The sequence below is a fragment of the Streptomyces sp. NPDC090022 genome (assembly GCF_044748145.1).
Lineage (GTDB): Bacteria > Actinomycetota > Actinomycetes > Streptomycetales > Streptomycetaceae > Streptomyces.
In genome coordinates this window covers 127771-141993 of the sequence record NZ_JBIVFN010000010.1, presented here as the reverse complement: position 1 = coordinate 141993, position 14223 = coordinate 127771, and the positions used below count along the sequence as shown (strand labels likewise).

At 74.4% G+C, this 14223-nt stretch carries 15 protein-coding genes; 5 read left to right on the top strand and 10 right to left on the bottom strand.

The features are described from left to right. Window positions 1-100: 100 nt before the first annotated feature. From ACIPXB_RS19965 to ACIPXB_RS19945, 5 genes are all read right to left on the bottom strand, one after another. Entirely contained in the window at window positions 101-1180 is a 1080-nt protein-coding gene (locus ACIPXB_RS19965) for a poly-gamma-glutamate hydrolase family protein (protein WP_401451573.1), read from the bottom strand. An 85-nt stretch (window positions 1181-1265) separates the two neighbouring features. Then, entirely contained in the window at window positions 1266-2048 is a 783-nt protein-coding gene (locus ACIPXB_RS19960) for a class I SAM-dependent methyltransferase (RefSeq protein WP_401451571.1), read from the bottom strand. Between the two features lie 147 nt (window positions 2049-2195). Beyond that, window positions 2196-2423: a DUF6296 family protein gene (locus ACIPXB_RS19955; RefSeq protein WP_401451569.1), complete on the bottom strand. Its 228-nt coding sequence runs from the start codon at window positions 2421-2423 to the stop codon at window positions 2196-2198. A gap of 110 nt (window positions 2424-2533) precedes the next feature. Then, window positions 2534-3742: an aromatic acid exporter family protein gene (locus tag ACIPXB_RS19950; protein ID WP_401451567.1), complete on the bottom strand. Its 1209-nt coding sequence runs from the start codon at window positions 3740-3742 to the stop codon at window positions 2534-2536. 72 nt (window positions 3743-3814) lie between these two features. Further along, window positions 3815-4504 (bottom strand): hypothetical protein, encoded by a 690-nt coding sequence (locus ACIPXB_RS19945; RefSeq protein ID WP_401451565.1) that lies wholly within the window; start codon window positions 4502-4504, stop codon window positions 3815-3817. Between the two features lie 129 nt (window positions 4505-4633). Between ACIPXB_RS19945 and ACIPXB_RS19940 the strand changes: the two genes are divergently transcribed. The 3 genes from ACIPXB_RS19940 to ACIPXB_RS19930 all read left to right on the top strand — a co-directional run bounded on the left by ACIPXB_RS19940 (window position 4634) and on the right by ACIPXB_RS19930 (window position 6808). Next, the gene (locus ACIPXB_RS19940) at window positions 4634-4906 is read left to right on the top strand and encodes a hypothetical protein (RefSeq protein WP_401451563.1); all 273 of its coding nucleotides are present in this window, start codon (window positions 4634-4636) and stop codon (window positions 4904-4906) included. Window positions 4907-5077: 171 nt separating this feature from the next. Next, window positions 5078-6322, top strand: a complete 1245-nt coding sequence (locus ACIPXB_RS19935; protein ID WP_401451561.1) for an FAD-dependent monooxygenase — start codon at window positions 5078-5080, stop codon at window positions 6320-6322. Window positions 6323-6397: 75 nt separating this feature from the next. Further along, a complete protein-coding gene (locus tag ACIPXB_RS19930; RefSeq protein WP_401451560.1) occupies window positions 6398-6808 on the top strand; it encodes a hypothetical protein in 411 nt (136 codons plus the stop codon). On the opposite strand, the gene ACIPXB_RS19925 is transcribed toward ACIPXB_RS19930, so the two are convergent. The 5 genes from ACIPXB_RS19925 to ACIPXB_RS19905 all read right to left on the bottom strand — a co-directional run bounded on the left by ACIPXB_RS19925 (window position 6771) and on the right by ACIPXB_RS19905 (window position 12865). Beyond that, window positions 6771-7820 carry a LacI family DNA-binding transcriptional regulator gene (locus ACIPXB_RS19925; RefSeq protein WP_401451558.1) on the bottom strand — a complete coding sequence of 350 codons (1050 nt, stop codon included), beginning with the start codon at window positions 7818-7820 and terminating at the stop codon, window positions 6771-6773. The two genes, ACIPXB_RS19930 and ACIPXB_RS19925, sit on opposite strands and share 38 nt — an antisense overlap. A gap of 154 nt (window positions 7821-7974) precedes the next feature. Further along, window positions 7975-9417, bottom strand: a complete 1443-nt coding sequence (locus ACIPXB_RS19920; RefSeq protein ID WP_401451555.1) for a glycoside hydrolase family 16 protein — start codon at window positions 9415-9417, stop codon at window positions 7975-7977. 321 nt (window positions 9418-9738) lie between these two features. Further along, complete coding sequence (locus ACIPXB_RS19915; RefSeq protein WP_401451552.1) at window positions 9739-10134, bottom strand: hypothetical protein; 396 nt, start codon at window positions 10132-10134, stop codon at window positions 9739-9741. Between the two features lie 257 nt (window positions 10135-10391). Then, window positions 10392-11543, bottom strand: a complete 1152-nt coding sequence (locus ACIPXB_RS19910; RefSeq protein ID WP_401451550.1) for an amidohydrolase family protein — start codon at window positions 11541-11543, stop codon at window positions 10392-10394. Next, window positions 11540-12865, bottom strand: coding sequence for a cytochrome P450 (locus ACIPXB_RS19905; RefSeq protein ID WP_401451548.1), 1326 nt, complete (start codon window positions 12863-12865; stop codon window positions 11540-11542). Before ACIPXB_RS19905 ends, ACIPXB_RS19910 begins: the two co-directional genes overlap by 4 nt. Before the next feature lie 294 nt (window positions 12866-13159). On the opposite strand from ACIPXB_RS19905, the gene ACIPXB_RS19900 reads away from it, so the two are divergent. Together ACIPXB_RS19900 and ACIPXB_RS19895 are read left to right on the top strand one after the other, a co-directional pair. Then, the gene (locus ACIPXB_RS19900; protein ID WP_401451546.1) at window positions 13160-13747 is read left to right on the top strand and encodes a hypothetical protein; all 588 of its coding nucleotides are present in this window, start codon (window positions 13160-13162) and stop codon (window positions 13745-13747) included. Between the two features lie 38 nt (window positions 13748-13785). Continuing rightward, on the top strand, window positions 13786-14160 hold the full coding sequence (locus tag ACIPXB_RS19895) for a hypothetical protein (protein ID WP_401451544.1): 375 nt from the start codon (window positions 13786-13788) through the stop codon (window positions 14158-14160). Window positions 14161-14223: the final 63 nt, after the last annotated feature.

Sequence of the window (14223 nt, the reverse complement as noted above, 5' to 3'; positions counted from 1 at the left end):
AGCACTCCCCGATGCCGCTCATGGCGCCATGCTAGAGGCGCGCGGGCGGGCGGGATCCCTCAGGTGGCATGCGCCGGATCGGCCCCGTCCACCGGGCCGTTCAGCCGCCGAGGCCGGCCTGCGCCCGCTGCGGTGCCTCGCGCTCGACGATGGCCGCACGGCACGCCTGCACGAACTTCCGGTACTGGGCGTTGGACTTGCACGACTTCCCGCGCTCTCCCGGCGAGTCGGCGGTCGCGGAGAAGAAGCTGTCGCGCAGTTCACGCGTGAGCTCCAGCTGTGCGCCCTTGCCGGTCATGGTGCGGTTGCAGATGTTGCGCTCCTCGTCCCCGTTGACCGCCCCGCTGCCGGGGAAGATCTGGAAACCGGCGTTCCTCAGGTGCTTGGTCAGGATCGCGCGGAAGACGTCGTCGAGCCCGCCCACGACCACGCCCTTCTTGTCCGGGAGCTGCTCCGGGTGGTCCTTGTACCGCGGGTGCGCCTGCTCCCACCGCAGGCCGTGCACGCTCAGGGTGTTGAGGCTGCCGGCCGTCATCGACACGGCCACGTGGTCGTCGCAGTGGACCGCGGTGACGTGCAACTGCTTGTTGGTCAGCAGGTTGCCGTCCGCGTCCTTGGCGGTGCCGCTGCGCATCCCCTCGAACATCCAGAAGTCGTAGAGCGGTTCGCCCTCCGCCAGCCCGGGGTAGACCGCTCCGGCCCGCTCCGGCTCGGGGTACGGCTCCGGGTCGTATCCGGCGATGCCCAGGCACAGTTCGCTCGTGCCGACCTCGATCCCGCCGCCGTGGATGGCCAGGACCGTCGTCAGCGCGTACGCGGACTGCCCGGCCTTGTCGAAATCCCTCACCTCGTGGCGCTTGAAGCGCCGTGCGAAGTCCTTGCCCTCGCCGTCGGCGGGGTCGGCCGACGCGGCGAAGTGCCGGTAGAGCTCGGTGTTGGAGGTGTACAGTTCGTCCGCGGACGAGGCCCGCGCCGTCCCGGCGGACAGCGCCGACAGCAGCGGCGCGCCCGCGGCGGCGGCGACCAGCCCGGTCAGCAGGGTCCGGCGGCCGGTCCGGACGCCCGGGACCTCCGCGCCGCCCTGTCCGTGGACCGCCCCGTGCGTCGCCCCGTGCGTCGTCGCGCCGTCCGTCGCGTGACCGGTTGCGTGCTCCGTCTCGTGCTTCTTCCGCTGTCGCACAGGCCCCCCTGGTTGTGATCATGAAGATGCGGTGGGCGCAGCGTAGCAACGTCCCGCCCCCCTCGTTCCCGGCACGGCGCCCGGCTCACGCCGCCACGGCGGAGGTGACCACCAGCGGCGGGCGCGCCCGTTCCCCGGTCCAGAGCCGGCTCCGCACGAGCTCCGCGTCGGCGACGTCGAGCGCCTCGGTCACGGTCGGGCGGTGCAGGACGACGTCCCGGAAACCGGCCCGCTCCAGCAGGGCCGGCAGCACGTCGACGGGCCAGGCGTGGTTGCGCACCTCCTGCCAGGAACCGTCGGTGCGGCGCAGCCGTACGGTCATCTCCTCCCCGGGGCGGTACGGCGCCTGCGCCCCGGCGACCCGCAAGGAGGCGTACTCCACGCCGCCGCAGGCGGGATCGGTGGTCAGCAGCACGAGCGGCGCCGCGGGGCGCAGCAGTCGGCGGATCTCGGCGAGCACGGCTCCCACCGCCTCCTCGGTGGGCAGCGAGGCGAGGACGTGATTGCACATCGCGGCGTCGGCACAGCCGTCCGGCAGGCAGCCGACGCGTCCGCGCTCGACCAGGTGGTACTCCGCCACGGCCGTCCCCGTGCGCCGGGCCAGCGCCAGCATCTCGGGGGAGGAGTCCACGCCCAGGACCCGTACGCCGAGCCGGCGGGCGGCCTGGCCGGCCACCTGCCCCGGCCCGCAGCCGTAGTCCACGAGCACCGCGTCCGCCACCGGGCCGCCGGCCATCCGGCGGGACAGGGCCTCGAACACGAACGGGTAGCCGAGCAGCCAGTCCGTGGCCGCCTCCACCGCCGCGAAGGCCCGCGCCCCGGCCTGCCCGGACCAGGCGGTCTCCCGTCGCTCCGACCCGTTCCCCACAGCTGCCCACCATCCTGTCCGGCCGGTACCGCACCGGGATGACTCCCACCGCCGATCGGCGAGCGGCCGCCGTGCTGCCCGTGCTGCCCGTGCCGCCCGTGCTGCCTCCGGCTGTCCCGTGCCGGCCGGTTTCGTCCCGCCCTGCCGTTACGGCACAGGGCGGACGCGGACCACGCGGGCCGGGGCCTGGCCGCCGCCCGAGGGGAGTATCCGCACCTCGCCCTGGTCGCTGATCTCCGCCCGGACGATGCCGGACGCGTCCTCGTAGACCGGGTGCCCGCCCGGCCCCGTCCCACCGGCGGCCGCCACCACCACGACGTCCTCGCCCGCTTCGGGGTCCTCGGAAAACACCAGCTCGTACCGCTGGGTACTCATGCACGCCCTCCTCTGCCCGGCGACACCGGCCCCCACCACCATCATGCGCGCGGGGCGCGGCCGCCGCCCCCCGCCCCGCCCGCCGTGCCGCGCCCGGCGCCGGATGCCCGTCAGGCATGACGCCGGTACAGCCGGGCCAGGCCCGTGGCGGGCCGGGGTCCGGCCCGGTCCAGCTCCTCCACCAGGCGTTCGGTCCGCTTGCGGACCCCCAGCTCGTCCAGGACCCGGTCCACCTCGGCGAGCAGCGCCCCGTGCAGCTGCCACTGCGCCGGGTCGGCCGCCACCTCGTCGAGCAGCAGCCGCGCCAGGCGGTCGCGGGCGCCGCGGGCCGCCGTCAGCGCGCGGTCGAGGTCCTTCTCGGCCTGTTCGGCGTTGGCGCTGATCTGCGCGGTGACCAGCGAGGCGAAGCTCGCCACGGCCGCCGCCAGGTACCCGAACAGCTCACGCAGCGCGACACCGATGTGCTCCGGGTACAGGGCCCCGTCGGGGCGCGCCTTCGCCAGGTCGGTCAGGGTGCGGCAGGACACCCGGAGCACCACCGCGCAGATCTCCAGCGTGTCCAGGCCGGTGCGCAGCACCACCCGCTGCATGAGGCTCTCCTTCACCCGGGGGTTCATCCGCAGGCTGTCCTCGGCCTGCCGCAGCGCCGCGTCCACGCGCACGATGTCGTGGTCGAGACGGCGTGCCTCGTGGAGCCGTTCGGCGGCCTCCCGGAACGCGGCGCTCCCCGGGCGGCCGGTGAGCCCGTCCCGCATGTGCCCCAGCAGCTCGCCCATCCGGGCGGCGAGCCCGGTGATGGCGGCCCCCGCCGGCTCGGTCCACACGGGCGGGGCCAGGAGCAGGTTGAACAGCAGTCCGACGGCCGCCCCGATCAGGGTCTCCAGGACCCGGTCCCAGGCCGTCGCGCCCACCTGCGCCACGCCGAGCACCAGCATGGCGCTGATGGCGACCTCGGGCACGAACTCGTCGACGCGCACGAGGTGCCCGACCGCCAGCGAGGCGAGGATGACCAGCCCGAGGCTCCACCAGGTCAGCCCGACCAGCGTACTGAACAGCACGGCGACCAGGACCCCGGCGACCACCGAGTTCACCCGCCGGATGCCCGTGGTCAGCGTCGTGTAAAGGGTCACCTGGACCACGAGGAGCGCGGTGAGCGGCGCGGTCAGGGGCACCGGCTCGCTGCTGAGCGCCAGCGCGACGACGTAACTGACGACGGCGGCGGCGGTCGAGCGCACCGCCTGCACCACCAGGGGCTCCCGGCGGTGACGCACCAGGCGCCCGAGATCACGGACGGAATCGGGGATCACGGCGTTCGGCATATGCGCCCCCCTTCCCCGGGAACGCCGAAGAACACCTCCCGCCGCGCCGCCGTGCCCTGAGCGCCCGTCCCGCTACGGGGCGTGCGCGGCCCCGGACGTGAGACCGGCCCGGTCCAGCGCGCGGCGCATCGCGGGCAGGTCCGGGTCCGGGTCCGCGGGCTCGGAACCGCCCGCTGCACCGGCGGCCGTGAACAGCGACTCCAGGACCCGCGGGTCCAGCCGGCCGGCCTCGGCGGCTTCCAGGAGCTCCGCCGCCGCGTCGGCGTCCAGCCGTCCGCGTTCCTGGTCGGTGCTGGTCAGCACGGCGAGCACCTCCGGGCGGTCCACGAAGCGGCGCATGCCGCAGTCCAGCCCGTCGTCGCCGAGGTCCTCGGGGTACGGCGCACGCGCCCAGGCGCCGTTCTCGTACCAGTAGACGCAGCCCAGCTCCCCGCCGTCGAGCCGGTGGCGCAGCTCCTCGTACGGGAGCCAGTCCGGGCCCTGCGCCAGCATGTCGACGGCGGGCTCGTGCCACTTGACGCCGCTCGACTCGTCCTCGCCGTAGAGCACGTACCGGCCCTCGCCCATCGCGGACATCGTCCACCAGGTACAGCCGCAGTCGTCGAGGTGGAGACCCTCGTCGTCGATCCAGTGCCCGGTGCGGTGGACGCCCTGGCCCTCCGCCTCGGCGGTCGCCTCCCAGACGGCGACGAGCGCCCAGCGCGCCCACAGCACCTCGGCCGCCGGCAGGTCCCCGGGCCGTCCCGGCCGGTGAATCGTCATGGTGCGTTGGCTCCTTCGTGCCCGGTGACGCGATCTTTCGCGCCGATCGTACCGAGCCGTGCGATGGGCCACATGGCTGACGGGGACGGGGGCGGTGTTACGGCACGGGCGGAGTCTCGTTGCCCCTGCATGACCGATCTCATGGTGAAGATCCCGGCCGACTGGCTGGCCCGGGTGTTCCTTTCGCTCCGGCGCGGTTCCTCGGACGACGCGCAGGCCCTGGCGGCGGAGCTGCGGCCGTTCACGGAACGGCCGGGCCAGCGGGTCCCGGTTCCCCGGGCGACGGTGCTGCGGACCGAACGGGCGCTGCGCGGCGAACTCCAGTGCGCCGAGGGCTCCGAGCGGCGCGCCCGGCTGGCCGAGGAGGCCGAGTACCTGATCGGCGCCCGCCTCCGCCATTAGCCCGACCCGGCCGGCCGGTTCGCGCCGTTCGGCGGCCGGGACCGCAGCCGTGTGCGGGACCATGGCGCGTGGCGTCGGGCAGAGCGGGGCAACGGCCGACAACAGCAGACAACGGTGGACAGCGGCAGACGGTGGGAGACAGTCGCAGACGGCGGCAGACAGGGAGCGGATATGCGCGGCGGTACGGTCACGGTGGTCGGCGGATCCATCGCGGGCTGCGCGTTCGCCTCGGCGGCCGCGCGCGCCGGCGCGGACGCGGTCACGGTGCTGGAGCGCTCCGAGGGGCGGCTGGCGGACCGGGGCCTGGGGCTGTGCGTCCACGACGACCGGGCCGCCGAGCTCACGGCCGCCGGCACGCTGCCCCCGGGGATCGCCGCGCACCGGCTGGCCCGCCGGCGCTGGGTCGTGCGGGACCCGGCCGGCCCGGCCGGGCGGGTCTTCTGGGACCAGCCGTTCCCCTTCCACTCCTACCACTGGGGCCTGTTGTGGCAGGGCATGCGCGAGGCGACCCCGGCCTCGGTCGACTACCGGCACGGCGTGACGGTCACCGGCGTGGCCGCCGCCGACGGCGGCGACCGTGCCGAGGTGCACCTGGCGGACGGGGGCGTCGAGGCGGGCGACCTGGTCGTCGGTGCGGACGGCTACCGCTCGGTCGTACGGCGGGCCGTCAGCCCCGACTCCCGGCCGGACTACGCCGGCTACATCTGCTGGCGCGGCAACTTCGACGCCCGGCGGCTGGCGGCCGTCGGCGAGGAGCACTGGCCCTCCGAGGCGGTCACGACCGTCTGCTTCGAGGGCGGCAGCTGCGTCGTCTACCGCATCCCGGGCCCGGACGGCCTGCGCGTGAACTGGGTCCTGTACGCCGTGCCCCCGCCCGCCGCGGGGCTGCGCCTCGACGACCCGACCAGCTTCCCGCCGGGCCGGGTGACCGCCGAACTCGCCGTCGGCCTCACCGCGTTGCTGGACCACGCGTTCCCGCCGTACTGGGCCCGCGTCCTGGCGCTGACGGACCCCGAGGACACCTTCGTCCAGCCCATCTACGACCTGGAGACCGCCCCCATCACCGCGGGGCGCCTGCTGCTCGCGGGCGACGCCGCGACCGTCGTACGCCCCCACAACACCAGCGGCGCGGCCAAGGCCCTGCAGGACGCCACCGCCTTCGAGGCCGCCTGGCGCTCCGCCGCCACCTGGGACGAGGTGCTGCACGGGTACCGGTCGGCCCGGGGCGCGGCGGGCCGCGAACTGGTCGCCCTGGCCCGCCGCCTCGGCCGCGCCCAGGTGGAACGGACCCCGCCCTGGTCCACGATGCGGCCCGGCGACGCGCACGCCTGGTGGCAGGACCAGCTCGGCGGCGCCCCCGGCATCGGCGGCCAGGCCATGTGCCCGGCCACGGCGGCGCAGGACCCGCGTCACTGATCCCCGCTGATCCCCGCGATGCCGTAGGCCGCGGGCGGTCTTCACGGCCCGGCCCCGCCGGGTATTCCTGGAGGTATGGGGGCGGACGGGGAGCGGGCGGGACACGGGCGTGGCGCGGTGGCGGCCGCCGTGATCGGGGCGGCCGGCGCCCCCGTACTGTCGGCGGGCCTCGCCCTGGCGGGCGCGTGGCTCGGGGCGAACGTGCGCTGGGGCGCCCTGTGGGGAACGCTCGGCTTCGTCGGCGCGTTCGGCGTACTGGCCCTCGGTCTGCGCGGGCGGTACTCCCTCCTCGCCTTCCTCGCGGCAGGGCTCTCCCTGGTGTCCCTTCCGCTCGTCTACGAGGCGGTGGAGGAGTACACCTTGCGGGAGCGGGGCGTACGGGTCGGCTGTCTCGCGGTCCTGGCCCGGATCCTCGACGACGTGCGGCGCGCCCGCCGGTTCGGCGGGCTCAGGCCGAGGCGCGGCGTACGAGCGTGGTGGCGGTGATCACGGGAGCCGGCGGGCCGCCCGCGTCGGGCCCGTCCAGGGTGTGCAGCAGCAGGCGCGCCATCAGGCGGCCCATGCCCTCGATGTCCTGACGTACGGTCGTCAACGGCGGATCGGTCGATTCCGCCACCAGTTCGGCGTCGTCGAATCCGACCAGCGCCACGTCACCGGGAACACTCAGCCCCCGCTCGCGCAGCACCCGCAGCGCGCCCGTCGCCATCAGGTCGTTCCCGGCGAACACCGCGTCCGGCGGCTGCCGCTCCAGCAGCTCCGCCATCGCGCGGGCCCCGCCCGCCGCGGTGAAGTCGCCCTCGGCGACCAGCGCCGGATCGCCGCCGGGCAGCACGTCCCGGTACCCGTCCAGCCGGTCGGTCGCCGAGGTCTGGTCGAGCGGGCCGGCGATGTGCGCGATGCGCCGCCTGCCCAGGGACTTCAGGTACCGTACGGCCTCCCGCGCGCCGCCCCGGTTGTCCGCGTCGACGTAGGTGACCCCGCCCGCCGCGCCGGGCCCGGCGGTCCAGCCCGGGCGGCCGCCGTAGACCGTGGGCATGCCGATGCGGCGGGTGAGGGCGGGCAGCGGGTCGTCGGTGTGGAGGGAGAAGGCCAGCGTGCCGTCCACGTGACCGCCGACCAGGTAGCGCTCGATGCGGTCGTAGTCGCCGGGGTCCTCGACCAGCAGCAGGACGAGCTGGGTGTCGTGCGCGGTCAGCTCCTTGCTGATGCCGCGCACCTGCCGGGAGAAGAAGGGATCGGAGAAGATCCGGGCCTCCGGCTCGGCGATGATGACCGCCACCGCGCCGCTGCGCCGGGTCACCAGGGTCCGGGCGGCCTGGTTGGGCACGTAACCGAGCTCCCGGATGGCCTCCCGTACCCTGTCCACGACGTGGGCGCGGACCCCCGCCCCGCCGTTGACGACGCGCGAGGCGGTGGCCCGGGACACCCCGGCGCGCGCGGCCACCGCTTCGAGGGTGGGGCGGCGGTGCCGGGGCGGCGCGGGAAGCGGTTCGGGCACGGAAGGCTCCTCATGCGTGTCCGGCGGGGGTTGCCTGGCCGGTCAGCAGGTTATCGGCGTACCGCCGGGAGCGCTCCCGTTTCCCGGCGGGCCGGCCACCGGGGGCATGGATCCGGCCGAGCGGCGGCCGGCGCGTCCGGCGGGTCCGGCCCGGTCAGCGCCCGAAGTGGAACCAGTTGACGTTCACGAAGTCGGCGCCCTGGCCGCTGGTGAAGGTCAGGTACACGTCGTGCCTGCCCGTGACGCCGGTGATATTGGCCGGGACCGTCCGCCAGTTCTGCCAGCCGCCGGTGTTCGCGAGGGAGAAGCTGCCGACGGGAGGGTTGCCGGGGCTGTCCAGCCGGACCTCGACGAGGCCGCTGACACCGCCGGCGGCGCCGCTGGCGACGCGCCCGTAGAACTGCCGCGCCGCGGCGGACCCGAAGTCGACGCCCCGGTAGAGGGCCCAGTCGCCGTGTCCCAGCATGCTGAGGTTCTGGCCGCCGCCGCTGTCGGTGGTGGTCTCGCGGCCGGTCCCCGCCTGGCCGTCGTAGGACTCGGCCTGGATGGCGGCGTACGCGTCGCGGTTGCCGGCGGGCGGCGTGGTGGGTGGGGTCGTCGGGGGTGTGGTGGGCGGGGTGGTGGGCGGCGTGGTGGTGCCCGCCGTGCGCAGGACGGACACGTAGTCGACGGTCATCGGGTGGCCGGGCTGGGTGCCGGCGTCGGGTCCGCCGCCGAAGGCGTCGGGGAAGCCGCCGCCCATGGCGACGTTCAGGATGATGAAGTACCCGTGGTTCGTGGCGTTGGCCCAGGTGACCGGGTCGACCTGGTCGGCCCGCACGGTGTGGTACGTGATCCCGTCGACGGAGAAACGTATCTCCTCGACGGCGGTGGACCGGTCCCACTCCGCCGCGTACGTGTGGAAGCCGGCCTGGCAGCTCGCGCCCGGGCAGGGGCGCTGGCCGCCGATGCCGGACGTCTCGTTGCAGGGGCCGCCGGGGCTGGTGCCGCAGTGCAGGGTCGACCAGACGTTGTTGAGGCCCTGCACGTTCTCCATGATGTCGATCTCGCCGATGCCGGGCCAGTTCCACCAGTTGCCCCGGTACGGGGCGCCGAGCATCCAGAAGGCCGGCCAGTAGCCCTTGGCCGCCGGGCCGGTGACGTTCGGCATCTGGATGCGGGCCTCGGCGCGCAGCGTGCCGCCCGCCGGGGGTTCGAAGTCGGTGCGCCGGGTCTCGATGCGGCCGGAGGTCCAGTTGCCGGCGGTGTCGCGGCGGGGCGTGATGCGCAGGTTCCCGGCGCCGTCGAGCGAGACGTTCGCGGGGTCGGAGGTCATGGTCTCGATCTCGCCGGTGCCGAAGTTGGCGGGGCCTCCGGGATAGCTCGTACCGGTGGTGTACTGCCAGTTCGTGGGGTTCACGCCGGAGCCGGCGGGTCCGTCGAAATCGTCCAGGAACACCTGCGTCCAGCCCGGCGGGACCGGGGGAGCGGCGGCGTTCGCGGGCATGACGGCGACCACGGCGGCCGCCGCGGCCACGGCCAGGGCGCCGAACGCGGCGATGGCGGCGCGCCGGACGGCGGCGGCCGGTCGTCGTCTGCTGCCGGAAGTCTCACGCATGGTGCCCTCTCTCAGGCGCCGGACGGCGCGGTGGGGGGAGTGGGGGGCGGCACGTATTGAGAGCGCTCTCAACACGCGCCGCTGACACTGTCCTCCCGGCCCCTGGGGGCGTCAAGGGTGCGAGCGGTCAACGGGCTCGAGTGCGACCGGAGTTCATGAGGTGCAGCGGGGCCGGGGCGGGCCGGCGCCGGGGCGGGCCGGCGCCGGGGTACGGCCATGATCCGCCGGACAGCCCCTGCCCCCCGCGGCGGCGTCGGTGGACGACCGCCGCGGGGGGCGGCTGCCGCGCGGAGGGCGGCGGGGCGATCACTGCGCGCCGTACTACTTCTTGACGGGCTCCAGGCACAGGACGAACTTCTCCTGCTCCCACTGCTGCGCCAGCGCGGCCTCGCCCACGGTGCAGGCGTTGGTGTCGAAGGTGTTCTCGACGACCTTGAGGACCTTGTAGTTGGCGTCCTTGTCGTCGCAGCCCTTCGTCTCGACGTCCGGGTTGGTGTCGCTGCCGGTCACCTTGACGCAGTCGCCGGCCTCGGCGCGCACCGGGGCGTTGAAGAAGTACGAGACGCCCACCTTCACGACGACGGCGGCCACGATGAGCGCGAGGACGCTGAGGGCCTTCCGCGCCTTGCCGCCCTTGGGCTTCGGGGCCTCGGGGGCGGGCGTGACGGGAGCCTGCGGCGTGGCGTTCTCGTCCTGCGGCGAGGGCGGGGTCGACATCAAGGGGTCCTTCCGGGGGAGGGTCATCGAACGCCCGAACGCTACAGAGCACGTAAGTGGCAAACCGGACTGTGGGGCGGATGCGGAGATGAGATGCGGAGTTGTGATGAGGCCATGGCAAAACCGTGATCGGCCCGGTTCCGCCGGCACGCCCTCACCGGCCACGACGAGTGGGGCCCCGCCGATGGCGGGGCCCCACTGGGTTCCGGCGTACGCCGCCGGAGGGCGGCCTTGGACGGTGGCTTCAGCCTGTTGCCTCAGACGGTGGCCAGTTGCGGGATCAGGCGCAGGGCGTTGTCGTGGAGGACGCCCTGGAGCTGCTCCGGCGTGAAGGACGGGTCCGCGTCGAGGGCCGGGAGGGCCAGGTCCGTCACCGTGTCGGCGGGCGCGGCGGGCCAGTCCGTACCGAAGAGGATGTGGTCGGCGGGCACCTGGGCGAGCAGCGTGGCCGCCGGAGCCATGGGGCCCGCCGTGTCGTAGTAGAAGCGGCGCAGGTGGTCGCGGACCGCCGCCGGGTCCACGGGCGGGTCGCAGAACCGCCCCAGGGCCTGCATGCGCGTCGCGATGTACGGCAGGAAGCCGCCCGCGTGCGGCAGGATCACCGAGATGTCGGGGAAGCGGTCCAGGGTCCGCTTGCTGATCATGTTCACGGCCGCCCGCGTGGTGTCCAGCAGGAAGTCGCACATGAAGTTCGGGATCCCCGGAACCGTCGGCGCCCCGGGCGGGCCGCCGCCGCCCGGAAGGTGGTGCGGATGGGTGTCCACCACGGCGGAGAAATCGTTCAGCTCGGCGAACACCCGGTCGTAGGACGGGTCGCCGAGGTACACGCCGCCGTAGTTGGCCGTCACGTTCACGCCCACGGCACCGAGCTGCCCCAGTCCCCGGCGTACGGCCCACGAGGACGCGTCGAGGTCGTCCAGGAACAGCGGCGCGTAGAACGAGAACCGGCCCGGGTACGCGTTCACCACGTCGATCATCGAGCGCAGCGTGATGGCGACGGCCTCGCGCAGCTGCGCCGACGAACGGTAGCGCGCCGGCAGCATGGGCTTGAGGACGGCGGTGGCGACCCCCGCGCGGTCCATGAAGGCGATCGCGTCCTCAGGCCCGAGCCGCGCCCACGGAGGCAGTTGCTGCGGTGTGATCAGGTCGTGGTGCTCGGCCCACTCGCGCCATTCCGGCGCGCAGTAGTGCTGGTGCATGTCGATTTTGGGATGGCCGCCGTGCGCCTCGGCCGACGGGCGCGCGGCGTCGCCCAGCGGGGCGTGGACGGGCGCCTGCGCGCCCCTGCCCGGACCGGTGCTCACGCCCGCGACGGCGGCGGCCGCCGGGGGAGCTCCCGCGAGGTCCATGCCCGAGCTGCTCAGGGAGTTCTGCATGCCGATCGACCGCCCGCCTTCGTTCTCGGTCACTTTCCGGAGGCCACGGAGGCGGCCACGGACGCGAGGGGGGACGCGGGGCCCGCCTTCCCGGGGACGCCCGCCGGATCCAGGACGAGCAGGAGCCGTTCCAGGCCCCGGAACGCCGCCACCGGCCCCTTGAGCCACGCCCCCGTGCTCTCCTCCTCGTCCGCGAGCCGCATCCGCGGGAACTCCCGCAGCAGGCAGGCCAGCGCGATCTCGAGTTCGAGCCGCGCCAGCGGGGCCCCCAGGCAGTAGTGGGTGCCGTGGCCGAAGCCCAGGTGCGTCCCCTGGATTCCCTCGCGCGTCACGTCCAGGACGTCGGGGGAGTCGAACTTCTCCGGGTCCCGGTTCGCCGAGGAGATGGCGATCTGGACGAGCGAGCCCTTGGGGACGAGCGTCCCGCGGATCTCGGCGTCCTCGGCGGCGTACCGGAACGTCGAGGTCTCCACCGACCCCTCGAAGCGGACCATCTCCTCGACGGCCCGCGGGATCAGGGCCGGGTCCCGCCGGAGCAGCTCCAGCTGGTCGGGGCGCAGGAGCAGGTCGAGGACGCAGTTCCCGATCTGGTACGCGGTGGTCTTGTGGCCGGCGAAGAACAGGACCCACAGCGACGCCACGAGTTCCGCGTCGTCCAGGCCGTCCTCCGCCGTGACGAGGTCGCCGAGGAAGCAGTCCGAGGGGTGGGCGCGCGTGTGCGCGATCAGCTGTGCCAGCCGGTTCTGCAGCCACTCCTCGGCCGCCTTCAGCTCCGCCTTCATCCCGGGGTTGAAGCGGGCGCGCGTGACGACCGCGAACTGTTCCAGGATCTCGGGGCGGTCGGCCTCCGCGATGCCCATCAGGTCGCACAGGACGGCGATGGGCAGCGGGAACGCGAACGCGGACATCAGGTCCACCGGCTCGTCCGTCCGGCACTCCCGCAGCAGCCGCTCGGTGATCTCGGTGACGCGTGGGCGCATCTCCTCCACGCGCCGGGGCGTGAAACCGCCCCGCAGGACGCGGCGCAGCCGGGTGTGGCGGGGCGGGTCGGAGAAGAGCACGTTGTCGTCGAGGGCGTCGAAGAAGCTGCCGTACACGGCGTGATAGGTGTCCAGGGCCCCGCGCATGTCCTTGCTGAAGCGCGGGTCCGACAGCGCGTCGCGGGCGTCGTCGTAGCGGGTGATGAGGTACGTGGCGACGCCGTGCGGCGGGGTCAGCAGGCACACCGGGTCCCGCTCGCGCAGCGCGGCGTACATCGGGTGGGGGCAGACGCGGTACTCCGGCGCGCCCCGGGACACGGCCGACACGACGTCATGCGGCGCTCCGCCGCCCGGTGCCGCCTTCTCCTGCGTCATCTTCCGCACCCTCCGTGACGTTCGCCTGATTCGGACACACCGGTTCCCGGGAGCGGGCGATCACCAAACGGCCCGTGGCTCGTTCGAGTACGACCGGTACCGGGCGGGCCGGGCCGTGCGGCACCGGTCCCGGGCGGCCGGCGGGCGGTCGTCAGCCGACCGGGGGTCGGCCGTCCGGCCGTCGGCCGTCCGCCGCGGCCGTGTGGCGGGGCGGCGGGACCGGGGGAAAGGCTGCTCGTGCAACCGGTCCGCCACGACCTCGTACGACCAGTCCGCCACGACAGGAGTCCGCGCATGGCCCGCCGCAGTTCCGCCCTGATCGTCTCGACGGCCGCCGCGCTCGCCCTGGCGGCCGCCGCCGTACCCGGCGCCGCGTCCGCGGCGAGCGCCGTGTCCGGCGCCGACGCGGCCAAGGCCGCCGCCGACCGTGCGACCGTGTACCGGGTGACCGCCCCGTACCTGCTGCACGCCAACGGTGTGAAGGCCGGCTACAAGCCGGACACCTACTGCGTCGTGGACCGGGCGGGTTCCGGCGGCGCCCTCGGCTACCCGCACTTCAACCACGCGTACGACAACTCCGTGGACCCGGCGAAGCCGGCGGCGCTGTTCTACGAGGACGACGGACGCGGCGGCAAGCGGCTGGTCGGCGTGCAGTGGCTGGTCTACGACCGTGACCAGAACCTGGCGACCGACGACGACCGGCCGTCGCTGTTCGGCAAGGCCTTCAAGGGGCCCAGCCGCGGCAACTTCCCCGGCCAGCCGGTCCACTACGCCCTGCACATGTGGCTGTGGAAGAAGAACCCCAAGGGCACGTACGAGACCTACAACCCGGCGGTCGCCTGCCTCCCCGGCACCACCCGCCCCAAGCCCCAGACCACCTGACACCGGCTGTCCGTACGAAGGGGAAGGAACGGCGCGCGATGACCGCTGTTGAGAGCGCTGACCAGGTCAGCGTGCACCTGTCCGACTGCACCCGGGAGGCTGCGACCGCGGTGTTCGGCGTCCTGGAGGCCGCGTTCCCGGACCCCGAGGCCGTGACGCCCGGCGGGCCGGTGACGCTCGCGGACACCGCCACCGTGTGGTCGATGGCCGTCGACGTCAAGGACCGCACCGCGCGTGGTGCCGCCGCGGCCGGCGCGCTGGGCGCGCCGGCCACCGCCGACCTGTACGGGGCGGCGGACCCGGTGCGCCGGGTCCGCGAGGTACTCGCGACGGCCTTCGACGTGGAGGACCGGGGCACCGTGTCCGGCGAGCACGAGCTGGAGGCACGCCTGCGCCTGACCGACCGCGCCTGACCGGCCCCCGGGCCCCCGGCCCCGGCCCCGGCCCCGGCCCCGGACCGGCCCGGGCCCCGACCC